General features: G+C 67.2%; 23 protein-coding genes. 14 read left to right on the top strand and 9 right to left on the bottom strand.

The annotated features are described in order from the left end of the window. Positions 1-72: 72 nt before the first annotated feature. Positions 73-684 (bottom strand): YqaA family protein, encoded by a 612-nt coding sequence (locus ACFO27_RS03210; RefSeq protein ID WP_376815972.1) that lies wholly within the window; start codon positions 682-684, stop codon positions 73-75. Positions 685-720: 36 nt separating this feature from the next. Continuing rightward, on the bottom strand, positions 721-1,971 hold the full coding sequence (locus ACFO27_RS03205; RefSeq protein WP_376815971.1) for a D-amino acid dehydrogenase: 1,251 nt from the start codon (positions 1,969-1,971) through the stop codon (positions 721-723). Between the two features lie 302 nt (positions 1,972-2,273). Here ACFO27_RS03205 and hydA point away from each other — a divergent pair, with 302 nt between their 5' ends. The 5 genes from hydA (at position 2,274) to ACFO27_RS03180 (ending at position 6,789) form a co-directional block, all read left to right on the top strand. Continuing rightward, positions 2,274-3,728 carry a dihydropyrimidinase gene (hydA, locus tag ACFO27_RS03200; RefSeq protein WP_376815970.1) on the top strand — a complete coding sequence of 485 codons (1,455 nt, stop codon included), beginning with the start codon at positions 2,274-2,276 and terminating at the stop codon, positions 3,726-3,728. 81 nt (positions 3,729-3,809) lie between these two features. Next, positions 3,810-4,610 (top strand): transporter substrate-binding domain-containing protein, encoded by an 801-nt coding sequence (locus ACFO27_RS03195; protein WP_376815969.1) that lies wholly within the window; start codon positions 3,810-3,812, stop codon positions 4,608-4,610. A 10-nt stretch (positions 4,611-4,620) separates the two neighbouring features. Next, positions 4,621-5,409, top strand: a complete 789-nt coding sequence (locus ACFO27_RS03190) for an amino acid ABC transporter ATP-binding protein (RefSeq protein WP_376815968.1) — start codon at positions 4,621-4,623, stop codon at positions 5,407-5,409. A 24-nt stretch (positions 5,410-5,433) separates the two neighbouring features. After that, positions 5,434-6,096 carry an amino acid ABC transporter permease gene (locus ACFO27_RS03185; protein ID WP_376815967.1) on the top strand — a complete coding sequence of 221 codons (663 nt, stop codon included), beginning with the start codon at positions 5,434-5,436 and terminating at the stop codon, positions 6,094-6,096. A 12-nt stretch (positions 6,097-6,108) separates the two neighbouring features. Further along, positions 6,109-6,789 (top strand): amino acid ABC transporter permease, encoded by a 681-nt coding sequence (locus ACFO27_RS03180; protein WP_151024338.1) that lies wholly within the window; start codon positions 6,109-6,111, stop codon positions 6,787-6,789. Positions 6,790-6,871: 82 nt separating this feature from the next. On the opposite strand, the gene ACFO27_RS03175 is transcribed toward ACFO27_RS03180, so the two are convergent. Next, positions 6,872-7,756, bottom strand: coding sequence for a LysR substrate-binding domain-containing protein (locus ACFO27_RS03175; protein WP_376815966.1), 885 nt, complete (start codon positions 7,754-7,756; stop codon positions 6,872-6,874). A gap of 104 nt (positions 7,757-7,860) precedes the next feature. On the opposite strand from ACFO27_RS03175, the gene ACFO27_RS03170 reads away from it, so the two are divergent. Then, on the top strand, positions 7,861-8,541 hold the full coding sequence (locus ACFO27_RS03170) for an aspartate/glutamate racemase family protein (protein ID WP_376815965.1): 681 nt from the start codon (positions 7,861-7,863) through the stop codon (positions 8,539-8,541). A 25-nt stretch (positions 8,542-8,566) separates the two neighbouring features. Continuing rightward, the gene (locus tag ACFO27_RS03165; RefSeq protein ID WP_376815964.1) at positions 8,567-9,508 is read left to right on the top strand and encodes an N-carbamoyl-D-amino-acid hydrolase; all 942 of its coding nucleotides are present in this window, start codon (positions 8,567-8,569) and stop codon (positions 9,506-9,508) included. 73 nt (positions 9,509-9,581) lie between these two features. Here the strand turns inward: ACFO27_RS03165 and ACFO27_RS03160 are convergent, their stop codons facing one another. Then, positions 9,582-11,531, bottom strand: a complete 1,950-nt coding sequence (locus ACFO27_RS03160) for a sensor domain-containing diguanylate cyclase (RefSeq protein WP_376815963.1) — start codon at positions 11,529-11,531, stop codon at positions 9,582-9,584. A gap of 322 nt (positions 11,532-11,853) precedes the next feature. Here ACFO27_RS03160 and ilvA point away from each other — a divergent pair, with 322 nt between their 5' ends. Continuing rightward, a complete protein-coding gene (ilvA, locus tag ACFO27_RS03155; protein WP_376815962.1) occupies positions 11,854-13,362 on the top strand; it encodes a threonine ammonia-lyase, biosynthetic in 1,509 nt (502 codons plus the stop codon). Between the two features lie 26 nt (positions 13,363-13,388). Here ilvA and phoR read toward each other — a convergent pair whose 3' ends face one another. Continuing rightward, positions 13,389-14,738, bottom strand: a complete 1,350-nt coding sequence (gene phoR, locus ACFO27_RS03150; protein ID WP_376815961.1) for a phosphate regulon sensor histidine kinase PhoR — start codon at positions 14,736-14,738, stop codon at positions 13,389-13,391. After that, positions 14,735-15,430, bottom strand: coding sequence for a phosphate regulon transcriptional regulator PhoB (phoB, locus tag ACFO27_RS03145; RefSeq protein WP_376815960.1), 696 nt, complete (start codon positions 15,428-15,430; stop codon positions 14,735-14,737). The genes phoR and phoB overlap by 4 nt, the downstream gene beginning before the upstream one ends. Positions 15,431-15,607: 177 nt before the next feature. On the opposite strand from phoB, the gene ubiE reads away from it, so the two are divergent. From ubiE to rfaE2, 5 genes are all read left to right on the top strand, one after another. Continuing rightward, positions 15,608-16,372 (top strand): bifunctional demethylmenaquinone methyltransferase/2-methoxy-6-polyprenyl-1,4-benzoquinol methylase UbiE, encoded by a 765-nt coding sequence (ubiE, locus tag ACFO27_RS03140; RefSeq protein ID WP_376815959.1) that lies wholly within the window; start codon positions 15,608-15,610, stop codon positions 16,370-16,372. A gap of 251 nt (positions 16,373-16,623) precedes the next feature. Continuing rightward, positions 16,624-17,598, top strand: a complete 975-nt coding sequence (locus tag ACFO27_RS03135; protein ID WP_376815958.1) for a Tim44 domain-containing protein — start codon at positions 16,624-16,626, stop codon at positions 17,596-17,598. A 210-nt stretch (positions 17,599-17,808) separates the two neighbouring features. Beyond that, a complete protein-coding gene (locus ACFO27_RS03130; RefSeq protein ID WP_376815957.1) occupies positions 17,809-18,429 on the top strand; it encodes a ubiquinone biosynthesis accessory factor UbiJ in 621 nt (206 codons plus the stop codon). Beyond that, entirely contained in the window at positions 18,423-19,988 is a 1,566-nt protein-coding gene (ubiB, locus tag ACFO27_RS03125) for a ubiquinone biosynthesis regulatory protein kinase UbiB (RefSeq protein ID WP_376815956.1), read from the top strand. The genes ACFO27_RS03130 and ubiB overlap by 7 nt, the downstream gene beginning before the upstream one ends. Continuing rightward, entirely contained in the window at positions 19,988-20,476 is a 489-nt protein-coding gene (gene rfaE2 / locus ACFO27_RS03120; protein WP_376815955.1) for a D-glycero-beta-D-manno-heptose 1-phosphate adenylyltransferase, read from the top strand. Before ubiB ends, rfaE2 begins: the two co-directional genes overlap by 1 nt. Positions 20,477-20,527: 51 nt before the next feature. On the opposite strand, the gene ACFO27_RS03115 is transcribed toward rfaE2, so the two are convergent. From ACFO27_RS03115 to ACFO27_RS03105, 3 genes are all read right to left on the bottom strand, one after another. Further along, entirely contained in the window at positions 20,528-21,208 is a 681-nt protein-coding gene (locus ACFO27_RS03115; RefSeq protein ID WP_376815954.1) for a protein-L-isoaspartate O-methyltransferase family protein, read from the bottom strand. Between the two features lie 74 nt (positions 21,209-21,282). After that, positions 21,283-22,107, bottom strand: coding sequence for a bifunctional hydroxymethylpyrimidine kinase/phosphomethylpyrimidine kinase (thiD, locus tag ACFO27_RS03110; RefSeq protein WP_376815953.1), 825 nt, complete (start codon positions 22,105-22,107; stop codon positions 21,283-21,285). Between the two features lie 65 nt (positions 22,108-22,172). Then, positions 22,173-22,976 carry a thiazole synthase gene (locus tag ACFO27_RS03105; RefSeq protein WP_323024973.1) on the bottom strand — a complete coding sequence of 268 codons (804 nt, stop codon included), beginning with the start codon at positions 22,974-22,976 and terminating at the stop codon, positions 22,173-22,175. Positions 22,977-23,247: 271 nt separating this feature from the next. Here ACFO27_RS03105 and ACFO27_RS03100 point away from each other — a divergent pair, with 271 nt between their 5' ends. After that, entirely contained in the window at positions 23,248-24,096 is an 849-nt protein-coding gene (locus ACFO27_RS03100; RefSeq protein ID WP_376815952.1) for an SH3 domain-containing protein, read from the top strand. Positions 24,097-24,098: the final 2 nt, after the last annotated feature.

Raw genomic sequence — 24,098 nt, 5'->3', positions numbered from 1 at the left:
TAAAGGCAAAATGCCCCCGATTCGGGATGAGCTTATATCGGGAGGTGATGATGCGGGAGGGGGACTCGCCGTTCAAAGCCACCCGCTCACCCGCGGCCAGGCGTGCAGCAGGGCGACGGTCATGATGGTGTAGCGCAGGAATTTGCCGATGGCCATGTAGGCGACGCAGGGCCAGAAGGACAGGCGCAGCCAGCCGGCCACGGCGCACAGCGGATCGCCGACGCCGGGCAGCCAGGACAGCAGCAGCGCGGGCGGTCCGAAGCGGTGGAACCAGCGGGTGGTCAGGGCATGCCAGCGGCCGCCGGGCGACGGGGCGTTCGCCGGGCCCGCCGCATCCGTGCGGGGCGGGATGCCGGGATTCGTCGCCGCGCCGGCCGGCGGTGCCGGCGGCTCATCATGGCCGGCGGCCTGCCGGGCCCGCCAGCGGTGCCAGGCGGCCTCCGCCCCGGCGCCCATGGCGTAGCTGATGGCGCCGCCGATCGTGTTGCCCGCGGTGGCGACCAGGACGGCGGGCCAGAACATCGACGGCGTCATCTGCACATAGGCGAAGACGGCCGGCTCCGACCCCAGCGGCAGCAGCGTGGCCGACACCAGGCTGACGAGGAAGATCGCGGGCAACCCGACCCTGGGCAGCGCGAACAGGACCAGCAGGGTGTGAATCGAGGATTGCAGCCAGGCTTCCATGGGGGTGAAGTGTAGCCCGATGCCCCCGTACCGTGGTCAGCAGTCGGGCAGGAACGGCGCCGGGTCGATGGCGGGCGGTTCGCCGGCCATCAGGCTGGCCAGCAGATCGCCGCTGCCGCAGGCCAGGGTGAAGCCCAGGGCGCCATGGCCGATGTTCAGCCACAGGTTGTCGGCGGCCCGGCTGCGGCCGATCCGGGGCTTGCCGTCCGGAGTGGCGGGACGCTGTCCGGCCCATGCCTGGGCGTCGGCCAGATCCGCCTGGGGCAGCAGTTCCCGAGTCTGGCGCTTGATCAGGGCGATCCGGTCGGCTTCGATTTGCTGGCCGGGGATGCCGATGCCGACCATGGCGGCGATGCGCAGGGTGTCGCCCAGCTTGGCGTAGACGGTGCGCCGTTCGTAGTCGGTGACGCTGATGGCGGGGACCCGTGTCTCGCGGCAGGGCAGGCTCAGGCTGTAGCCTTTCAGCGGATACAGCGGCGCGCGCGTGCCGAGGGCGGCCAGCAGGTCGCGGCTTTCCAGGCCGGCGGCCAGCACGAACTGATCCGCCTCGATGGATTCGCCGGAGGCCGTGACCAGCCGTTCGATACGGGATCCATGGCGGTCCAGCTGCCGTACGGGGACTCCCATGCGCAGCGACACCTCGTTCATGGTCGCCAGTCTGTCGAACAGCGCCTGCGTGAACCGGGCGCAGTCCCCGGATTCTTCGCTGGGTGTGTACACCGCGCCGGCCAGGCACGATCGGGCGGGGGCCAGCGCGGGCTCCCGTTCGATCAACTGTTCGGTGTCCAGTACCTGTTGATCGGATCCCAGATCCGCTTGCAGGGCCACTTGCCTGCGGGCTTTTTCCAGCAGGGAAGGTGTGCGGTAAACGATCAGCTTGCCGTTGCGGACATGGGCGAAATCCAGGGGCGTGTTCTCCTGGATGCCATGCAGCACTTGCCTGCTGAGGTACGACAGGCTGAGCAATTGGGCCGTCGTGGCCGATGCCGTCCGGGCGTTGCAGGCGCGCAGGAACTGCAGGCACCAGCGCCATTGCCGGGGATCGGCCCGTGGGCGGAAGCGCAGCGGCGAGCTCGGGTTGAGCAGCCAGAAGGGCAGGGTGGGGAGCACGCCGGGTCCGGCCAATGGCGCGACGTAGCTGTAGCTGAGCTGCCCGCCGTTGGCGTGGCTGGCGCTGCTGGCGGGGTACGCGGCCCCATCCACCAGCGTGACCCGCAGACCTCGCCGGGCCAGTTGCCACGCTGTCGTGACGCCGATGACGCCGGCGCCGATGACGCACACATGCATGATGTTGTCCACAATGTAAGAGATGGAGGAATGGCTCAGATTGTGTGGTCTGGCGGACCTTCGCACAAATGCCAATATGAGGGTCGGCCATAACCAAAAGGTAATGGGCGGCAGTGGCGGACCAAACAACGGTCTGCTACCGGATTGTCGGCTTCATGGCTAGGGTTTACTCCAATATAACAATGCTTTATGGAGGGCCCATAAAAAGGTACTCGCAGCCGGTGGGTATCGCGCTTAGTATTTTGGCATCCGGCTGCGTTCCTGCTTTGGAGGTCCGTGCCGGGCTTACGGGAGACGGCACCATGGAATTCGATCTGACCTTGCGCAATGGCCTGGTTTGCACGGAAGAGGGGCTGGCGCAATTGGACATCGGCGTAAAGGATGGCGTCATCAAGGCTTTGCAAACAGGCCTTCCCGCCGGTGCCAAGGATGTGGATGTCCGGGGGCGCTACGTGTTGCCCGGGGGTATCGACAGTCATTGTCATATCGAGCAGCTCTCGGGCATGGGGGTGATGACGGCGGACGATTTTTATACCGCGTCGCGCTCGGCCGCTTTTGGCGGCACGACCACCATCATTCCTTTTGCCGCGCAGCGCCAAGGCGATGACCTGCTGGAAGTGGTTCGGGACTATGCGCGTCTGGCACGTGAAAAATCAGTGATCGATTATGCCTTTCATCTCATTTTGTCCGACCCGTCCGAAAAGACCCTGACGGAGCATCTGCCCGATGTGATCGCCGGAGGCATCACTTCCTTCAAGGTCTACATGACCTATGAATCCTGGAAGCTGGATGATTTTCAGCTGCTGGATGTGTTGCATGCCGCCGACCGCTACGGCGCCATGGTGATGGTCCATTGCGAGAACAACGACATCATCCGCTGGATTACGCGCCGGCTGCTCAGCGAAGGCCGCGTGCATCCGAAATATCATGCCGTGGCGCATGATCCGCTGGCGGAAAGCGAGGCCACTAATCGCGCCATCGCCTTGTCGCGTCTCATGAGTGTGCCGCTTTTGATCGTGCACGTGGCGGGCCTGGAGGCTGTTCGGGTGATCCATGCCGCCCAGGTCATGGGCGCGCCCATCTATGCCGAAAGCTGCCCGCAGTATCTGTTTCTCACCGCGGACGATATCGACAAGCCCGGGGTGGAGGGCGCCAAATTCTGCTGCAGTCCGCCGCCGCGAGATCCGCAATCACAGCAGGCTGTCTGGGAAGGCTTGCTGAACGGTACGCTGCAGGTGTTTTCGTCGGATCACGCGCCGTATCGCTTCGATGAAACCGGCAAGCTGCCGCAAGGCGATGCCACCACGTTCAAGCAAATGGCCAACGGTTTGCCGGGGATCGAGTTGCGCATGCCGCTGCTGTTTTCCGAAGGCGTTCGCACCGGCCGCATGAGCATCGAGCAGTTCGTGAACCTGACGGCGACTAATCATGCCGTCATGTATGGGCTGTATCCCCGCAAGGGTGTGATCCGTGTGGGCAGCGATGCGGACTTCGCCGTGTGGGATCCCGAGCTGAGCAAGACCGTGCGCTGGGACATGCTGCACGATAACGTGGGCTATACCCCCTACGAAGGCCGCGAGGTCATCGGCTGGCCCGTGGCCGTCTTCAACCGTGGCCGGGCTGTCGTCGAGTATGGTGAACTGCGGGCCCGAGCGGGCGATGGGCAATATCTGCCCTGCGGCGAGCCCGCTCCCATCACCCGCAACAAGAAAGCCATTCGGCAGGGTCTGGTCGTCAAGAAGCTCTTTGCGGCCTGACCCCACCTATTTTCCAGGAGACAAGACATGTCGACATCGAACAAGAAATTTTTCTTCCTCGTGGCCGCGGCCGGCAGCGCCATGGCGTTGCAGATCGGCCCGGCGGCGGCTGAAACGCTGACGACGGGGGTCGATCCCACCTTCGCCCCCATGGCCATGCAAAACCTCAAGGGGGGGCTGGAGGGCTTCAATGTGGATCTGGGCAATGCGCTGGCCAAGGAAATGGGCATTACGATCAAGATCGAGCCTTCGCAGTTTTCCGCCATCATTCCCGCCCTGAACGCCGGCAAGTACGATTTTGTGCTGGCCCCCACCACCGCTACCGAACAGCGGGCCCAGACGCTATTGTTTTCCGAGGGCTATTTCAATACCGACTACACCTTCGTCCAGAAAAAGAACGTCCAGCCCGTCACCGATCTGGAGCAGCTTCGTGGAAAGACCATCACCGTGAACAGCGGTTCGGCTTATGAGGCCTGGGCCAAGGAAAATGAAAAGCGGTACGGCTTCAAGTATCAGGTGTTCAGCACCACGGCCGATGCCATTCAGGCGGTGCTTTCGGGCTTGGCCGATGCGGCCCTGATCGACAATATTTCCGGCCCCTGGGCCGCCAAGAAGAACCCCATGCTGCAGACCAGCTATACCATCCGTTCCGGCAAGGTGTTTGCGCTGGTTTTTCGCAAGAACGACGTGAAGGGGCGTGACCGCCTGTCCAATGCCCTGAAGTGCCTGAAGCAAAAGGGCGTGGTGGCGGGTCTGGTCAAGAAGTGGCTGGGCACCGAACCGGGACCGGACGCGGCCGCTGTCGTGATCGAGCCGGGTCAAGGCGTGCCGGGCCTGCCTGGCTATGATCCCGCCCCGGCCCAGTATCGCTGCCAATCCTGAGGATCCCATCATGAACATGGCGACCGAGATAGCCGCGACGCCGGCCACCGCCGCGCAGGCGGAGCCCATCCTGCGGATCAAAGGCCTGCACAAGCAGTATGGTCATAACGAGGTGCTCAAGGGCGTGGACCTGGACGTGCAGGCCGGTGAAATGGTCTTCATCATCGGGCCGTCCGGATCCGGCAAGAGCAGCCTGCTGCGCTGCTGCAATCGCCTGGAGGAAAGCTCGTCCGGGTCCATCATCGTGGACGGTGAGGAGATCACCGCGCCCCGTGCCGACTTGAACCGCATTCGCCAGAAGATCGGGATGGTCTTCCAGCACTTCAATCTGTATCGGCACATGAGTGTGCTGTCCAATGTTGCCCTGGCGCTGCGCAAGGTGCAGAAGTTGCCCAGGGCCGAGGCCGAGTCGCGGGCTCGAGAAGCCTTGGAGCGGGTGGGTCTGGCCCACCGTGCGGATTTTTACCCGGACCAGCTCTCGGGGGGGCAGCAGCAGCGCGTGGGCATCGCCCGCGCCTTGGCGCTGTACCCCAGGATCGTGTTGTTCGACGAGCCCACCAGCGCGCTCGACCCTGAACTGGTGGGCAGCGTGCTGAAGGTCATGAAAGACCTCAAGGCGGGGGGCATGACCATGGTCGTGGTGTCTCATGAGATGAGCTTCGCCATGGCGGCCGCCGATCGGGTGGTGTTCATGGATGGTGGCAGCATCATCGAGCAGGGGCCGCCCAAAGAGGTCTTCGGCAATCCGAGGCATGAACGCACCAAGGCGTTCCTGTCCAGCGTATCGCACAACTATTGAGGCCGTTCCATGGATCTCGCCGCCTTGCGCTTTGCCTTCTTCAACCTGGACGTGGCCCGCCAGGCTTTCGATCCCGTGTTGCATGGGATGTGGGTCACGGTGCAGCTGGGTGTGCTCATCACGCTCACCGGATTGGCCGCGGGGCTGGTGCTGGCCTTCGTGCGCGCGTTGCACGCGCGGGTTCTCAATGTTTGCATCATCGCCTTCGCCGATGTCATGCGAGCCATGCCGCCGCTGGTGGTGCTGATGGTGCTGTTCTTCGCCTTTCCGTACGTCGGGCTGTCGATGTCGGCCTTTTTTGCCACGTGGCTTGCGTTGTCTCTGGTGCTCACCGCCTTTGCCGAGGAAATCTTCTGGGCCGGCATCCAGTCCATTCCCAGGGGGCAGGCCGAGGCCGCTCGGTCCACGGGCATGAGCTGGTTCCAATCCATGCTCTACGTCGTCGTCCCCCAGGCCTGCAAGCTGGCCGTGCCGCCGCTGACCAATCGAGTGATCGCCATTACCAAGGCCACGGCCTTGGGCGCCATCGTGGGACTGAGCGAGGTGCTGAACAATTCCCAGACGGCCAGCAGCACCCTGGGCAACGCCACGCCGCTTACCCTGGGGGCCCTGGGCTGCCTGGTCATCTTCGTGCCGATCGTGGTGGGCAGCCGCCTGCTGGAACGTCGCTTCCGCTGGAAAAACTAGGAGGGGTCCGTCGTGCAGGAAATCATTCACAATTTCTTCAACCTGGACATCTACCAGGAAGTCGCTCCCTATCTGCTCGAAGGCTTATGGATGACGGTGCTGTTGTCGGCGCTGGTGATTCCGCTGGGACTGTTCTTTGGCCTGATGGCCGCCGTCATGCATCAAGAACTGCGCTGCCGCGGCCTGCGGGTGGCGCTGATGGTGTACATCGACATCTTCCGCTCCCTGCCGCCGCTGGTGCTGCTGATCTTCATCTATTTCGGCTTGCCCTTCCTGAATCTGGACATGCCCAAGCTGGTGGCCGTGGCCTTGTGCTTCACTTTGAACACCAGCGCCTATTTTGGCGAAGTCTTTCGCGCCGGCCTGGAAAGCGTGCCCAAGGGGCAGATGGAAGCCGCCCGGTCCACGGGGCTGTCGAGGGCGCAGGCACTGGTCCACGTGCAGATTCCCCAGGCCACGCGGGCGGTGATGCCCGATCTGATCAGCAATGCGCTCGAGGTGGTGAAGCTCACCACGTTGGCCAGCGCCGTATCCTTGCCCGAGATGCTGTATCTGGCCCGCAATGCCCAGGCGCTGATGTACAACCCTTCGCCGCTGGTGCTGGCGGCGATCCTCTATTTGATCATTCTGTTGCCCATCGTGCGTTACCTGGGCCGGCTGGAGCAACGCAAGCTCGCGGCAGCGAGCCATTGAGGCGGGGTCGCACCGTTTTGCGCGAACCCGCCATCGGGCGGCGCGGGCGTGAAAGAGCGCGGGAACCGGACTTGCCCGCCGTTCAGAGCAGACCGGCTTCCTGCTCCACGATCTGGCCAAAGGCGCGGGCCAGCAGGGGCAGCGGTTCGTAGCGGGAGCAGGCCAGATAGAGCTCCAGCGTGTGCCGGTCCCGAAGGGGCCTTACCACGAGCCGGTCGCTGGTCTGGGCGGCGGCCACAGCCTGATCCACGATGCCGACTCCAAGCCCCTGTGAAACCAGATCGCAGACATTTTGCTGGGCATCGACCTCGACCAGAATACGCTCGGGTTCCCGGCCTTCGCCGAACAGATCGGACAGCACCTTGGCCAGGGGCGATCCGCTGCGGTAGGCGATCATGGCCTGATCCCGCAGGTCGGACAGGTCGATGGCCGGTTGATCGGCCAGTGGATGCCCGCCCGGCAGCACGCAGACCAGGGGAATGGCTCCGACCTGGGTGGATTTCAGATTGGGATGGGCGGCCGGCATGAACAGCAAGCCGATTTCGCTTTCGCCGTCGAGGATGCTGCGGACCAGCGCATCGTAGGTGAGCGTTCGCAGACGGATGCGGACGCCCGGGTGCTGGTGGGTGAATCGCTCGATGCAGCGCGGCATCAGGCCGTGACCGAGGCTGGGGCTGCTGACGATGCCCAACAGGCCTTGTTTTTTCTCACCCAACTGGTGGGCCAGAGCGGAGATGCGCGTAATGCCGCTGTAAACCGATTGCACTTCATTGAAGAGCAGGCGCGCTTCGGTGGTGGGATACAGCCGGCCCTTGATGCGTTCGAATAAAGGATAACCCAGTTGCTGCTCGGTATGCGCAAGCAGGCGGCTGACCGCCGGTTGCGAAACGAATAGCAGCTTGGCTGCCGAACTGATGGTGCCGGTGATCATGATGGCTCGGAAGGTATTGATCTGCTTGAGATTCATGGCCTGCGGAGCCCATAACAAAAGGTTAATGCCGAGGGACAAATGAGTATATCAATATATTGCGGTTTCAACGATAGAATGAATCGGAACGTTATGGGGCGGTTATGGAAAAAACCATTTATGTCATCAATCCGAATCGTTTGACGGATGTCACCCAGGGCCTGAAAGAAAGTCTGGCGCCGTTTCAACTGAAGGGTGGACCGGTCATCGAATGCATGACGTTGCATGACGGACCCGCCGGCATCCAGAACGAACAGGACGTGGCCGCGGCCGCCGTGCTGGTGGGGCGGACGATCGATGACCTGGCCCGGAGCCGGGGAGATTGCGCCGCCGCGTTCGTGATTGCCTGCTTCAGCGATCCCGGCCTTCATCTGGCGCGTGAAAAGACTGTCCGGCCTGTGCTGGGAATCAATGAGTGCGGTCTGCTGACCGCCCTGGCTCTCGGGCGGCGAGTGGGCGTGATCGCCATATTGCCCACCCTCATGGGCCGCCATGCGCGCGGCTACGCCGCCGCCGGCATCGCTGCGCGCATTGCCGGTGAATACCCCCTGGACCTCGCTGTCGCCCAACTGCGGGATGCCGAAGCCACCCGGCGGCGCATGCAGGCCGTCGGCCGCCGGCTGGTGCGGGAAGACGGAGCCGATGTGTTGGTGCTGGGCTGCGCCGGCATGTCGCAATACCGTGCCTGGCTCGAAGACGCCCTGGGTGTTCCGGTCGTGGATCCGACCCTGGCGGCCGTGGCCGTGGCCATGGGGCGGGTGGCTGGGCAGGCGCCGGGATTTTGAATCGGATTTTGGAACTGGAGCACATATGAACGCACACAAACCTTCCCGCAAATTCGGCCTGGCCGTGGCCCAGATAGGAGGTATCGATCTGGCCGACAGCCGCGCAAGCGTGGTCAGGCGCTTGCTGGACATGCTGCGTGAGGCGCATGGCCGAGGGGCCGGATTCGTGGTGTTTCCCGAGCTGGCCCTGACCACGTTCTTTCCGCGTTATTGGATGCCCCTTGAAGACGTCGAAGCGCGTTATTTCGAAAAAAAGATGCCTAACGCGGATGTGCAGCCCCTGTTCGATGAGGCTCGGCGTCTGGGTATCGGGTTTTACCTCGGCTATGCCGAACTGACCCCGGAGGGTAAACGCTACAACACTTCGATCCTGGTTGATAAATCGGCCAATATCGTTGGCAAATATCGGAAGATCCATTTGCCGGGACACGATGACCACAAAGCGGGCGCCCCTTTTCAGCATTTGGAAAAGAAGTATTTCGATGTCGGCGAAGACACCTGGAAGGTCTGGAATATGGATGGCATCCGTACCGGCATGTGCCTGTGCAATGATCGCCGCTGGCCTGAAACCTGGCGTGTCATGGGATTGCAGAGCGCCGAGTTGATCGTGCTGGGCTACAACACCCCCGCGCATAATATCCACTGGCCGGAGCCGGTGCATTTGCGCATGCAGTCGCATTTGCTGTCCATGCAATCGGGCGCTTATCAGAATTGCGTCTGGGCGGCCGCCGCCGGAAAGACCGGCTTCGAGGATGGCTTTCACTTGATCGGAGGCTCCGTGATCGTGTCGCCCGCGGGTGAAATCGTGGCTCAGGCCGCCACGGAAGAGGATGAGGTCATCACTGCCACGATCGATCTGGCGATGGGTGAAAATTTCAGAAAAAATATTTTCGATTTCGCGCGCCATCGCCGGCCTGAGCATTACCGGCTGATCGTGGATCGCGTCGGGGCGGGAGAGGCCATCTAGGGCGCTTCCGCCGCCGGAGCGCCAGGGCCGGTCCGCATGCCCGGGGCTCGGCCCGTGCCCGGCTCCGGGCGGACTACGGCCGCGCCATCGAGGGGCTCTGACCCACGGGCGCGTTGGGCAGGGGTTCCCAGCGGAACCGGTTCTTGCCGGAGTGCTTGGCCGCGTACATGGCGGCGTCGGCATGGGCCACCAGGGCGTCCGGGTCCCGGCCGTGCCGGGGATGGATCGCCGCGCCGATGCTGGCCGAGATCCGCACCTGGATGTCGTCGGCCAGGTCGAAGGGCCGGGCCAGGGCGTCCAGGATCGTGCGGGCGACGCGCTCGCAGCCTTCCAGGCTGTCCAGGCCCGACAGGACGATGCCGAACTCGTCGCCGCCGAAGCGGGACACGGTGTCCTCGGAGTCGGCGCGGACGCAATGCTCGAGGCGCCGGGCCACCTGCTGCAGCAGGATGTCGCCCATCGCGTGCCCGTGGCTATCGTTGACTTCCTTGAAACCGTCCAAGTCCAGGTACAGCACGGCCGCCAGGCCGTTGTGGCGGTTCGCCGCCTCCAGGGCCCGGGCGCAGCGGTCCTGGAACATGACGCGGTTGGGCAGGCCGGTCAGCGAGTCGTGCAGGGCGTCGTGCGACAGGCGGGTTTCCAGGTTCTTGCGGGCCGTGATGTCCTGCACGACGGCCACCAGGAAATCGGGCAGGCCGGCCGCGTCGCGCACGACGCTGAGGGCTTCGCAGACCCAGAGCAGGCTGCCGTCGCGGCGCCGGTAGGGTTTCTCGACCTCGGGCGGGGGGCCCAGGAAGTGCGCCGTCAGCCGGCCTTTCAGGAATGCGCGGGCCCCGTCCCGGTCGCCCGGGTCGACCAGGTCGAACAGGGTTCGGTCCAGCAGTTCGGGCGCGTCATAGCCCAGCATCCGGCAGAATTTTTCGTTCACTTCCAGGAAGCGGCCGTTGGGCGCGACGCGGGCGATGCCCATGGCCGCCTGGTGGAAGGTGGCCCGGAACAGGGCCTCGTTGGCCTCCAGGGCCTCGGTGGCCGCGCGCTGGCGCAGCGACAGGAAGAGGAACAGGACGGCGAGCCCGAGCAGGGCGGCCGTCGCGCCGCCCGCGAGGAGCAGGTAGGTCTCGCGGCGCTGCTGGGCGGGGCGCAGGACTTCGGCGTAGTCCGAGCCGACGGTGATCATCAGCGGGTAGCTGCTCATCGTGCGGTAGCTGATGATGCGGGTGACGCCGTCGATCGAATGGCCGTCGTCCACGAACGAGCCTTCCGGCTGGGTGGCCTGGCGCAGGTTCCAGGGGTGCTTGCCGGAATCCAGGCCGTACGTGGGGTGCGTGCCGATCAGGCGGCTGCGCAGGACGCCGTCCAGGCCGGCGATCTCCAGCATGTCGGAGGGGCCCGGACGGATCCCGCCATAGAGCGTGGCCAGGTTGGCCGGGTCCACCGACAGGACGACCACGCCGCCGAAGCCGCCGTCCGGCTTCTGGATGCGCAGGGACATGGGGATGCGCCATTGGCCCGAGATCCGGCCCAGGACGGGCCGGTCCAGGTAGAGCGTGTCTTCCCGGTTGTCGCGCTGCCGCGTGAAGAAGTCGCGGTCGGCGTAGTTGACGTGGCTGGCGCCCTGCGTGCTGGTGACGATGGCGCCGGTCTCGTCGACGACGCTGAGGATGGTGAAGGCCCTGTCCCGGATGACGTGCTGCTCGGCCCAGCGCGTCAGGTCCAGCCGGGGGCCGTCGCGCAGGTACTCCTGGCGGGCGAAGGCGGCGACCTGTTCGGCCTCTTTCAGGGTGCGGGTCACCTGCTGCTCCAGGGCGATGGCCAGGTTGGCGTTGGAGCGCATGGCGGCGGCCACGGCCTGGGCGCGCTCGAAGGTGGAGCGCTGCAGGGTGGCGAGCCAGATCAGGGCGATGGCGGCGGCCCCGGCCACCAGGATCAGCAGCTGCAGAAGCGACAGGCCGGGCAGCCGGAATCCCGTCCTGCCGGAAACCGGGGACTTGCGGGTGCCGCCCGGTTCGGCGGACAGTCTCATCGAAGGGTTCTCCCTGTCTGTGCCCGGCGCGATCCGCGCCTGAAATCCGCCTGCTTGCTTATAAGGTGACAGAACTTTACGGCGCGCCATCCGGTTTGTCGAGCCTGGGGGAAGTGACGGGGGATAGCTTTCCACCTCGCCGCTTGCAGGCGGCTCGGATTCGACTGGCACTGAATCTCAAGCCGGGATGGCTCTCCACCTCGCCGCTTGCACGCGGCTCGGATTCGTCCGGCACGGGCCAGTCCGCAGGGACTGGCCCGTGTCCGGACTCATCCCTATGATATTCTTTTCGATTCCGTGTCCAATTGCTGCCGTCCGCGCCATGTCCGTCGATTATCTGAAACGCATCCTGACGTCCAAAGTCTATGACGTCGCCCACGAGACTTCACTGGACCTGGCGCCCCGGATTTCCAAGCGGATCGGCAACACCGTGCTGCTCAAGCGCGAGGACACCCAGCCCGTGTTCAGCTTCAAGCTGCGCGGGGCCTACAACAAGATGGCGCACCTGAGCGAGGACGAACTGCGGCGCGGCGTCATCGCCGCGTCGGCCGGCAACCATGCCCAGGGGGTCGCGCTGTCGGCCAGCCGCCTGAAATGCCGGGCGGTGATCGTCATGCCGGTGACCACCCCCCAGGTCAAGATCGACGCCGTGCGCGCCCTGGGCGGCGAAGTCGTGCTGTTCGGCGACAGTTTCACCGATGCCGCCGAGCACGCCGCCGAGCTGCAGGCGCGCGACGGGCTGACGTTCGTGCATCCGTTCGACGATCCCGACGTGATCGCGGGCCAGGGCACCGTGGGCATGGAGATCCTGCGCCAGCACCCCGGTCCCATCGACGCGATCTTCGTCGCCATCGGCGGCGGCGGGCTGATCGCGGGGGTGGCGGCCTACATCAAGCAGCTGCGTCCGGAAATCAAGATCATCGGCGTGCAGACCGTGGATTCCGACGCCATGGTGCGCAGCGTCCAGGCCGGGCGCAGGGTCCGGCTCGCCGACGTGGGGCTGTTCTCCGACGGGACGGCGGTCAAGCAGGTGGGCCAGGAGACCTTCCGCCTGGCGCGCGAATACGTCGATGACTACGTCACCGTCGATACCGACGCCATCTGCGCGGGGATCAAGGACGTGTTCCAGGACACGCGCAGCGTGCTGGAGCCCGCCGGCGCCCTGGCGCTCGCCGGGGCCAAGCGCTATGCCGCCCTGAACAAATGGAAGGGCAAGACCCTGGTGGTCATCACCTGCGGCGCGAACATGAATTTCGACCGTCTGCGCTTCGTGGCCGAGCGCGCCGACGTCGGCGAGGCGCGCGAGGCCCTGTTCGCCATCACCCTGCCGGAAAAGCGCGGCAGCTTCCTGCGCCTGTGCGAAGCCGTGGGCCAGCGGGCCGTGACCGAGTTCAACTACCGGATTTCCGACGCCGAGCAGGCGCACGTCTACGTCGGCCTGCAGATCCGCTCGGAACCCGAAATCGAGAAGCTGGCGGCGCATTTCCGCAAGCTGGACTTCCCCACCCTGGACCTGACCAGCAACGAAATGGCCAAGACCCACCTGCGCTACATGGTGGGGGGGCGTTCGAGCCTGGCCGAAAACGAGGTGCTGTACCGCTTCGAATTTCCCGAGCGGCCCGGCGCCCTGATGAAGTTCCTGGGAGCCATGAACCCGGACTGGAACATCAGCCTGTTCCACTACCGCAACCAGGGCGACGACTACGGCCGCATCCTGGTCGGCGTCCAGGTGCCGCCCGCCGACAAGAAGGCCTTCAAGGAATTCCTGTCCTCGCTGGGCTATCCGTACTGGAACGAAACCGACAATCCGGCGTATCGCCTGTTCCTGTAGCCGCGTTCAGGCTTCCCTGGCCGCGCTCAGGCCGCCCGCGCGGACGAGTCCGCCGGGTCCCGCGCCGGCGGGGCCAGGGGATCGGCGGGCGGGCACACGCGCGCCGCCGGAAACAGGATGCTGAAGACGCTGCCTTCGCCCGGTGTGCTCTGGATGTCCAGCGCGGCTTCGTGGCGCATGGCGACGTGCTTGGCGATGGCCAGCCCCAGGCCGGTGCCGCCGGTGGCGCGCGAACGGCCCCGGTCGACCCGGAAGAAGCGTTCCGTCAGGCGCGGGATGTCGGCCGGGTCGATGCCGATGCCGGTGTCCCGGACCCGGTAGACGGCCCCCCCGTCCGGCGTCGATTCCCACAGGATCGTGATGGCGCCGCCCGCCGGGGTGTAGCGCACGGCGTTGGTCAGCAGGTTGCCGATCGCCGAGGCCAGCTCGGTGTCCTGGCCGCGGATGCGCAGGGTCTCGTCCAGCCGGACGTCGAAGGTGTGCCGCCCGCCTGACAGGGCCTGCGCCTGGGCCAGAGCGGTGCGCACCAGGGCCGTGACGGGGACGGGGCCGCCTTCCCGGTTGGGGGTCGATTCCAGCGAGGACAGGGTCAGCAAGTCGGATACCAGGGCCTGCATGTTGCGGGCCTGCTGCGCCATCAAGTCCAGGTAGTGGCGGCGCTGCTCGTCGGTCAGGGCGTCGCCGGGCATGTCCTGCAGGGTTTCCACGAAACCCGACAGCACGGTGAGCGGCGTGCGCAGTTCGTGGGACACGTTGGCGACGAAGTCCTTGCGGGTGTTCTCCAGCCGCTCGATCTGGGTGATGTCGCGCGTGACCATCAGGAACTGGCCGACCCCGTAGGGAGCCAGGTGCAGCGACAGGGTGCGGGCCCGGCCGTCGCTCCCCAGGTGCAGGATCAGGGGACGGTCCCAGGCTTCCTGGTCGGCGTAGCGGGCGAATTCGGGCGCGCGCACGATGTTGAGGATGCTGTGGCCGCGGTCCCGTTCCAGGTCCAGCCCCAGGTGGTTCGCCGCCGTCTGGTTGCACCACTGCAGGGACTTGTCGGGATCCAGCGTCAGGGCGCCGTCGGGCAGGGCCTCGGCGGCCAGCAGGGCGCGATGGAAGCTGCGCGTGCGGTCCTGCAGATCCAGGCGGTTCTGCTTCAGCTTGCGGTAGATGGGCGCCAGGATCTCGTCCCATGGGCCGACCGAGGGCGGCGGCGGCTCGTCGATGGCGCGCACCCAGCGGGCGATGCGCGACAGCTGCAGGCCGCTGGCGAGGACCATCAGCAGCAGGCCCAGGGCGAAGACGGCCCAGCCGGTGGCGGCGCCCAGCCAGGCGCCCAGCAGCCAGCCGCCCAGTGCCCAGAGCGCGATGGAAACGAGAGTCTTGCTCATTGCGGGTGTGCGATGCTGAAACGGTAGCCCGCCCCGCGCGAGGTCTGGATGGCGCCTTCCAGGCCGGCGGGCGACAGGGCCTTGCGCAGGCGGCGGATGTGGACGTCCACCGTGCGTTCCTCGACGAAGACGTGGTCACCCCAGACCTGGTCCAGCAACTGGCTACGGCTGTACACGCGCTCCGCATGCGTCATGAGGAAGTGTAGCAGGCGGAATTCCGTAGGGCCCATGGGCAGCGGCTGGCCGTTGCCGGATACGCGCCGGGAGTCCGGCTCCAGCCGCAGCCCGCCGGCCTCGATCGGGTCGGGGGTGAGCTGCGGCGCCCGGCGGCGCAGCAGGGACTTGATGCGCGCCAGCAGTTCGCGCGGGGAGAAGGGCTTGGTGATGTAGTCGTCGGCTCCGGCTTCCAGCCCGTCCACCTTGTCCTGTTCGGCGCTGCGGGCGGTCAGCATGATCAGCGGGATGTCGCGGGTGCGGGCGTCGCCGCGCAGCTGGCGGGCCAGGCGGATGCCGGGCTGGTCGGGCAGCATCCAGTCCAGCAGGATCAGGTCGGGCAGGACCTGCTGGATCTGCTCCTGGGCCTGGCGCGCGTCCAGCGCGTTGCGCACGCTGTAGCCGGCGTGCCGCAGGTTGATGGACAGCAGTTCCTGGATGGCGGGTTCGTCTTCGATGAGCAGGATGGTGGCGGGCATGGGAAAGTCTCGCAAGGCGGCGGGGCCGGGATGCGGGCCTCGCCGTTCCGGGCGCAAGGGACGCGCTCCGGCACGGATGTCATCATACGGTCGCATTATTTCATTGATGTGACGCTGTCATATAGGCCGCAGGCTGCGCAGCGTGGGGGCCTTTTACGGTGGTACGATACGCGGATCATGAGCACACCCGCACCAGACGCCGGCCAGGGGCCGCAGACGCATTTCGGTTTCGAGACCGTCCAGGAATCGGAGAAGGCACGCCGCGTGGCCGAGGTCTTCCATTCGGTGGCCTCGCGCTACGACGTGATGAACGACCTGATGTCGGTCGGGCTGCATCGCATCTGGAAGGCCTTCACCATCGGCCGCGCCCAGGTGCGCCCGGGCATGCGGGTGCTGGACATCGCCGGGGGCACCGGCGACCTGGCGCGCGCCTTCGCCCGCCGCGCCGGCCCGGAAGGCGAAGTCTGGCTGACCGACATCAACGATTCCATGCTGCGTGTGGGCCGCGACCGCCTGCTGGATCGCGGCGTGGTCGCGCCGGTGGCGGTCTGCGATGCCGAATGCCTGCCGTTTCCCGACCGGTACTTCGACCGGGTGTCGGTGGCGTTCGGCCTGCGCAACATGACGCACAAGGATCTCGCGCTGGCGGAAATGCGCCGCGTGCTGAAGCCGGGCGGCAAGCTGCTGGTGCTGGAATTTTCCCGCGTGGCGCCGGCCCTGGCGCCCGCTTACGACTGGTATTCGTTCAACATCCTGCCGAAAATGGGCCAGTTGGTGGCCGGCGACGAGGCCAGCTACCGCTATCTGGCCGAATCCATCCGCATGCATCCGGACCAGGAGACCCTGGCCGGCATGATGCGCGGGGCCGGGCTGGACCGGGTGCAGTACTTCAACATGACGGCCGGCGTGGTCGCCCTGCACGAAGGCGTCCGGCTCGACTGAGCGAAGGCCGCCTGCCCGGTTGGCCGCGCGCCTCGCCTCCCCGGCGAGGGCCGGCCGGGCCGGGACCGTCCGGCGCGGATTCCCGCGATCCCCAAGGCCGCCCACGGGCGGCCTTCGTTCATCCTGTTATCCTGTTGCAAGCGGATGTTTCCGCGCTGCGGATCGGGCCGATCTGTGGTAACTTTCATGTTCATTCAGCTTTCTGTCAGGTTGCCGGGATTCGCTTCGGCCCTGCCATTCCAGGAGACTCCATGAACCTTCGTCTACCCCGCTGGGCCGCCGCCTCGGTGCTGCTGATGGCGGCCTTGACCCTGCTGGCCGTGACCCAGGACGCGCACGCCCGCCGCATGGGCGGCGGCATGAGCTTCGGCCGCCAGTCGACCAACGTCATCAAGCAGCGCCAGGCCGTGACGCCGCCGGCCGCCCAGACCACCCAGCGCGCCGCCGCGCCGGCCGCCGGCGCGGCGGCGGGTACGGCCGCGGCGGGCGCGGCCGCCAAGTCGGGCATGTCCCGCTGGCTGGGCCCCATCGCCGGCATCGCCGCCGGCCTGGGCATCGCCGCCCTGCTGTCCAGCATGGGGCTGTCCGGCGCCTTCCTGGAATTCCTCTCCAGCGCCCTGCTGATCGGCCTGGTGGTCTTCGCCGTCATGTTCCTGGTGCGCCGCCTGCGCGGGGCCCAGCGGCCGCTGGCCGCCGCGGGCGCCGCGCCGGGCAACAGCTACCGCCAGTCCGCGCCGCAGGATCGGGGTTTCGACATGCCCGGCCGCCCGGCGTCCGAACCGGCCCCGGCGGCGTCCGGCGCCCCGGTGATCGAGGCCGCGCCGTCCGTCCAGGCCCAGGACCCGTCCTGGTTCATTCCGGCCGGTTTCGACGTGCCGGCCTTCCTGGACCAGGCCAAGCAGCAGTTCACGCGCGTGCAGTCCCTGTGGGACGCGGGCAACCGCGACAGCCTGCGCGAATTCCTGACCGACGACCTGCTGGCGGAGATCACCCCGCGCCTGCCCAGCCCCGAGGAAGGCAACCGCACCGAGGTCGTGCTGCTGAACGCCGAACTGCTGGGCATCGAGACCGTGGCCGGCGGCCACCTGGCCAGCGTGCGCTATTCCGGCATGCTGCGCGAATCGGCCGGCTCCGAGGCCTTCCACTTCGAGGAAGTCTGGAACCTGTACAAGGCCGATGGCGCCGGCTGGCTGCTGGCCGGCATCCAGCAGACCAACGCGCGCTGATCCGCCGCGCCGGATCGGCTTTCGCGGCCGCCCGTCCCGCATCCCGGGACGGGCGGCCGCTTGCGTTTCGGCCCGCGTGAAAGGCCGTGGGCGCTGTCCGGACGAAGGCCCGGTACGCGCGCCCCGGCCCGCGTGCGCGGCGCCCAAAACCGGTAAACTGGGGCCTGCGCCCGCTCCTGCCCGGCGCATCCGGCCCCGTCGTCCATGATCATGCCTCTTCCCTTTCCCTTCCCGACCCCTTCCGATGTCCTGCTCCGGGGGCTGAACGCGCTGCTGCGCCGCGAACCCTGGGCGCGCGAACGGCTGGCGGCCCAGGCCGGCAAGTCGCTGCGCCTGACGGCGGGCGAGCCCTGGACGCTGCAGTGCTCGATCGCTTCCGACGGCGCGCTGCAGGCCTGCGAACGGGCCGTGGTGCCCGACGTGGTGCTGTCCATTCCGCCCGAACGCCGCCTCGACCTGCCCGGCGCCTGGCGCGACGAGGGCCTGGCGGGAGTCACGGGCCTGGCGCATATCCAGGGGGATGCGGGCCTGGCCCATCTGGTGTCCGACCTGGCGCGCGGCCTGCGCTGGGACGTGGAGGACGACCTGTCGCGCGTCGTGGGCGACGTGGCGGCCGTGCGCCTGACCCGGGGCGCGCGCGAACTGGCCGGCGGATTGCGGCAGGCCGCGCGGCGGGCCCAGGACAACCTGACGGAATACCTGGGCGAGGAATCCGGCCTGGGCGTCCGGGGGGCGGACTTCCGGGCCTGGACATCGGACCGGCAGGCGCTCGAATCCCGGCTGGAACGGCTCGACGCCCGCCTGCGCAGGCTGGAGGGCGGGGCATGCTGACGTTCCTGCGCCTGGCCTACATCCTGTGGATCGGCCTGCGCTACCGGCTCGACGAGCTGGTCCTGTCGGGCATCCAGCATCCCTGGGCGCACACGCTGCTGAAGATCGTCTGCCTGGGCCGCCGGCCGCGCCGTCCGCGCGGCGAGCGCCTGCGCCTGGCCCTGGAAACCCTGGGGCCGATCTACGTCAAGTTCGGCCAGGTCCTGTCCACGCGCCGCGACCTGGTGCCCCAGGACATCGCCGACGAACTGGCCCGGCTCCAGGACCGCGTGCCGCCGTTCCCGTCCGACCAGGCGGCCGACATCATCCGCGAATCCCTGGGCGACGCGCCGCAGAACCTGTTCGCCCGGTTCGAGCGCGATCCCGTGGCCTCGGCCTCGATCGCCCAGGTGCACTTCGCCGTGCTGCACGACGGCCGCGAGGTCGCGGTCAAGGTCCTGCGCCCCGGCATGCGCGAGGCCATCGAGCGCGACCTGACGCTGCTGCGCGCCCTGGCCGGGCTGGTCGAACGGCTGGTGCCCGACGGACGGCGGCTCAAGCCGCGCGAAGTCGTGGCCGAATTCGACAAGTACCTGCACGACGAACTCGACCTGATCCGCGAGGCCGCGAACTGCAGCCAGCTGCGGCGCAATTTCGGCCCCGACACCGGCCGCGCCCACCTGCTGCGGGTGCCCGAGGTCGTCTGGGAATACTGCGCCAGCCAGGTCTTCACCATGGAACGCATGCGCGGCGTGCCGGTCAGCCAGGTCGAACGCCTGCGCGCGCTGGGTGTGGACATCCCGCTGCTGGCCCGCCAGGGCGTCGAGATCTTCTTCATGCAGGTGTTCACGGACGGCTTCTTCCACGCCGACATGCATCCGGGCAACATCTACGTGTCCGACGACCCGGATACCCTGGGACGCTACATCGCCCTGGATTTCGGCATCGTCGGTTCCCTGTCGGAATTCGACAAGAATTATCTGGCGCAGAACTTCCTCGCCTTCTTCCGGCGCGACTACCGCCGGGTTGCCCAACTGCACATCGAGTCCGGATGGGTGCCGCCCACCACCCGCGAGGAGGAGCTCGAAGGCGCCGTGCGCGCCGTCTGCGAACCCTATTTCGACCGGCCGCTGGCGGAAATCTCCCTGGGCCAGGTGCTGCTGCGCCTGTTCCAGACCTCGCGCCGTTTCAACGTCGAAATCCAGCCCCAGCTGGTCCTGCTGCAGAAGACGCTCCTCAATGTCGAAGGCATGGGGCGCGAGCTGGACCCGAATCTGGACCTGTGGCAGACGGCCAAGCCCTTCCTGGAAAAATGGATGCACCAGCGCGTTGGCCTGCGCGGCCTGCGCCAGCGCCTGGACCAGGAGGCCAGCCAGTGGGCGCAGATCCTGCCGCAGATTCCCCGGCTGGCCTATGCCCGGCTGAACCACCCCGATTCGGGGCCGGCGATGCGGGCCGAACTGGAACGGCTGCGCCGCGCCCAGGACCGCTCCAACCACCTGCTGGCCGTGCTGTGCGGCATCCTGGCGGCCGGCCTGGGTGTGGCGATCTGGGCGCTGACGCGCGGGAGCGGCTTCTGATGCCGGCGCCCGCCCGCTTCGAATCCAAGATCCTCGACCGCGCGGCCTGCGAGCGGGCCGTGCGCGAAGGGCGCTTCCCGCGTCCGCTGATCTTCACCAACGGCGTGTTCGACATCCTGCATCGCGGGCACGTCACCTACCTGGACCAGGCCGCCCGCCTGGGGGCGTCGCTGATCGTGGGGGTGAACACGGACGATTCCGTGCGCCGCCTGGGCAAGGGCGAAGACCGGCCCCTGAACGGCCAGGACGACCGGGCCGCCCTGCTGGCCGCGCTGGCCTGCGTGGACGGAGTGGTGCTGTTTTCCGAGGACACGCCGCTGGAGCTCATCCAGACCCTGCGGCCCGACGTGATCGTCAAGGGCGGCGACTACGACATGGACGCGCTGCCGGAAACCGCCGTGGTGCGCGGCTGGGGCGGACGGGCCGTGGCGATTCCCTTCGAGCACCAGCGCTCGACCACGGCGCTGCTGCGCAAGATCCGGACCTGAAACGCACGAGCCCCGCATGCGGGGCTCGCTGGAAACGGAACGCGGCGCGTGTCAGAACTTGAACCGCGACCGCGACGTGCCGCGCAGGGGCTTCACGTACGTGTCGAAGATCGAGTCGGTCTCGAAGTTCGCGGCGCTGGTGCGCGTGATGCGGCACACCGTCATGATCGGGCTGTGGCCGACGATGGCCACCAGGCGGCCGCCCACGGCCAGCTGGTATTTCAGCGCGTCGGGCACCGAGGGGACCGAACCGGTGATCAGGATGGCGTCGTATTCGGCCGAGCCCCAGCCGGCATGCGCGTCGCCCGTTTCCACGGTGACGTTGGCGACCTGGCTGCGCGCGAGGTTCGCCTGGGCGAAGGCCGACAGGCGGCTTTCGAGCTCGATGCTGGTGACCTGCTGGCTCAGCCGCGACAACAGGGCGGCCTGGTAGCCCGAGCCCGTGCCGATTTCCAGCACGCAGTCCGTGGGCTGCAGCCGCAGTTCTTCGGCCAGCTTGGCCTCGACCTTGGGGGACAGCATGGTTTCGCGGGTGTCGACGCCGTCGATCACCAGCGGCAGTTCCGTGTCCGTGAAGGCCAGGGCGCGCATCTGCGGCGGGACGAAGCGTTCGCGGGGCATATCGAAGACGGCCTGCAGCACCCGTTCGTCCTGGACGTTCCAGGGGCGGATCTGCTGTTCGACCATGTTGAAGCGGGCACGATCGGCGTCGGTGATGTCGTTGACGTTCATGTCGCGAGGAGGCGCTTAGGGTTGAGTTGAGCCTGATTATAGGCCAGCGGTCCGCCCGGCGGGCTTGCGCGGGATCAGGCCGATGGGTTCGGCCACAGGGCGTGGAAGTGGTGCACCGGTCCGTGGCCGGTGCCGACCTGGAGCTGGCCGGAGGCGGCGATGGCGCGTTCCAGCCAGGCCTTGGCGTGCCGGGCGGCCTCGGGCACGCCCGGAGCGCGCGGCAGCAGGGCGGCCATCGCCGCCGACAGCGTGCAGCCGGTGCCGTGCGTGTTGGGCGTGTCGATGCGCCGGCCCGGCAGTTCGATCAGCCGGTCGCCGTCGTGCAGCAGGTCGATGGTGTCGTCGCCCGGTAGATGGCCGCCCTTCAGGAAGACCCAGCGCTCGCCGTCGTCGGCCAGCAGCCGGCGCAGGCGTTCGGCGACGCGGCGCATGTCCTTGAGGTTGTCGGCGGGGCTCTGGCCCAGCAGCACGCCCGCCTCCGGCAGGTTGGGGGTGATGACGGTGGCCAGCGGGATCAGGCCTTCGCGCAGGGCGTCCACCGCCTGGCGTTCCAGCAGGTGATCGCCGCTTTTGGCGACCATGACGGGGTCCAGCACCAGATGCGCCGGTTTCCAATGTGCGAGCCGGTCGGCCACGACGCGGGTGACGCCGGCCTGGCCCAGCATGCCGATCTTCACGGCGTCCACGCGCACGTCGGCGAACAGCGTGTCGATCTGGGCGGCGACGAATTCCGGCGGCACCGGGGAAATGCCGGTGACCGCCCGGGTGTTCTGCGCGGTCAGCGCGGCGATCACGGCCATGCCGTAGGCGCCCAGGGCGCTCATGGTCTTGACGTCGGCGAGGACGCCGGCCCCGCCCGAGGGGTCCACGCCGGCAATCGACAGGGTATTGGGGATCATCGCAGGCTCCGTGCGGATAGGGCCGGGGCTGGCGCTGGCGCGCCCCGGCGTGCGCGGCCGGGGGGTCAGGCGGCCCGGGTCGAGGGCAGCAGGCCTTCGGCCGGCGAACTCGGATCGGCGTCGTAGTACTTGCGCTTGATGCGGCCGGCCAGGTAGGCCTCGCGTCCGGCTTCCACGCCCAGGCGCATGGCGCGCGCCATGCGGATCGGGTCGCGTGCGCCGGCGATGGCGGTGTTCATCAGGATCGCGTCGCAGCCCAGTTCCATGGCGATGGCGGCGTCCGAGGCCGTGCCCACGCCGGCGTCCACCAGCACGGGGACGCGGGCCTGGTCGATGATCAGGCGCAGGTTCCAGGGGTTGACGATGCCCATGCCCGAGCCGATCAGCGAGGCCAGCGGCATCACCGCCGCCACGCCGATGTCTTCCAGCATGCGGCACTGGATCGGGTCGTCGCTGCAGTACACCATGACCTGGAAGCCGTCGGCCACCAGCGTGCGGGCGGCGGCCAGGGTTTCCGGCATGTTGGGGAACAGGTTGCCGGCGTCGCCCAGGACTTCGAGCTTGACCAGGTTGTGGCCGTCCAGCAGTTCGCGCGCCAGGCGCAGCGTGCGCACGGCGTCGTCGGCGGTGTAGCAGCCGGCCGTGTTCGGCAGGATGGTGTAGCGGTCCGGAGACAGGAAATCCAGCAGGTTGGGCTCGCCCGGGTTCTGGCCGATGTTGGTGCGGCGGATGGCGACGGTGACGATTTCCGTGCCGCTGGCCTCGATGGCTTCGCGGGTCTGTTCGAAATCGCGGTACTTGCCGGTGCCGACCAGCAGGCGTGAATGGAAGACGCGGTCGGCGATGGTGAGGGTGTCTGGGGAGGTCATGGGTGTGTTCGTGGCGTGGTGCCCAGGGCCCGGTCGGGGTCTGGCTCGTTCGTAAGGATAATCCATTTGGTTCGGGATTGGCTTTGCGCCCCATGAGGGGCGCGTGAAGGTTTGGGGCCGTCCGGAAAGGGGGATATGACGAAAGGGTATTTGTAAGTTTGTGTGAACGATCGCGTACCGTTTAAGATGGCACGGGTTTGGCTGATTGACCGATGTCGCGCGGGATCGCGCCGGGTGTCGGCCGATGGATTTCAAAAAAGGGAGAAGCCAGATGAAGAGGAACAAGAAGGCGTTGGCCGCCGTGCTGGTCGCGTCCGTTTTCGCCGCCGGCTGCGCAACGGACGGCAGCGGCGGCTGGGGAACCAAGCAGTCGATCGGCACGGCCGTCGGCGCCGTGGCGGGGGTGTTGCTGGGAAGCCAGATCGGCGGCGGGTCGGGCAGGACCGTGGCGATGATCGTCGGCGCCTTCGCCGGCGGCGCGCTGGGCAACTGGATCGGTTCCAGCCTGGACGCCCAGGACCAGGAGGCGCTGGCGGCGAGCACCCAGCGTGCGCTCGCCAGCGGCCAGACGGAAACCTGGCAGTCCGACCATAGCGGCGCATCCGCCGTGATCCGGCCCGTGTCGTCCGAAACCAAGACGCAGCAGGCGACCGTCAAGCGTTCCGAAAAAATCGCCCAGGTGCAGAACCTGGCGGCGCTCAACGAGACCTGGCAAGCGGGTTCGTCGATCAATTTGCGCGCGGCGCCGACGACCTCGGCCGCCAAGGTGGGCGGGCTGGCTAGCGGCCAGACGTTCACGGCGCTGGGCCGCACCAGCGACAACTGGATCGCCGTGGGCCGCAAGGGCGTGACGGTGGGCTATGTGTATGGCCCGTTGGTGAAGCCGGTCGCGGAGACCCAGGCGGATCAGGCGGTGGACCTGGACGGGATCTCGGTGGCGCAGGCAAGGACGCAGGGCTTCGACCTGGATACCATCGAGCCCGCCCAGCCGGTGGTCGAGCAGGTGGCCGTGCAGACGACGTGTCGCACCATGCAGTATGACGTCACGACGGCCAAGGGCAGCGAGTCCAAGACGGTCAATGCCTGCCAGGCCCCGGACGGCGCCTGGCAGATCGGGTGAGG

The sequence above is a fragment of the Castellaniella denitrificans genome (assembly GCF_042653765.1).
Taxonomy (GTDB): Bacteria; Pseudomonadota; Gammaproteobacteria; order Burkholderiales; family Burkholderiaceae_B; genus Castellaniella; species Castellaniella denitrificans.
This window is presented reverse-complemented; position numbering and strand designations above follow the sequence as displayed.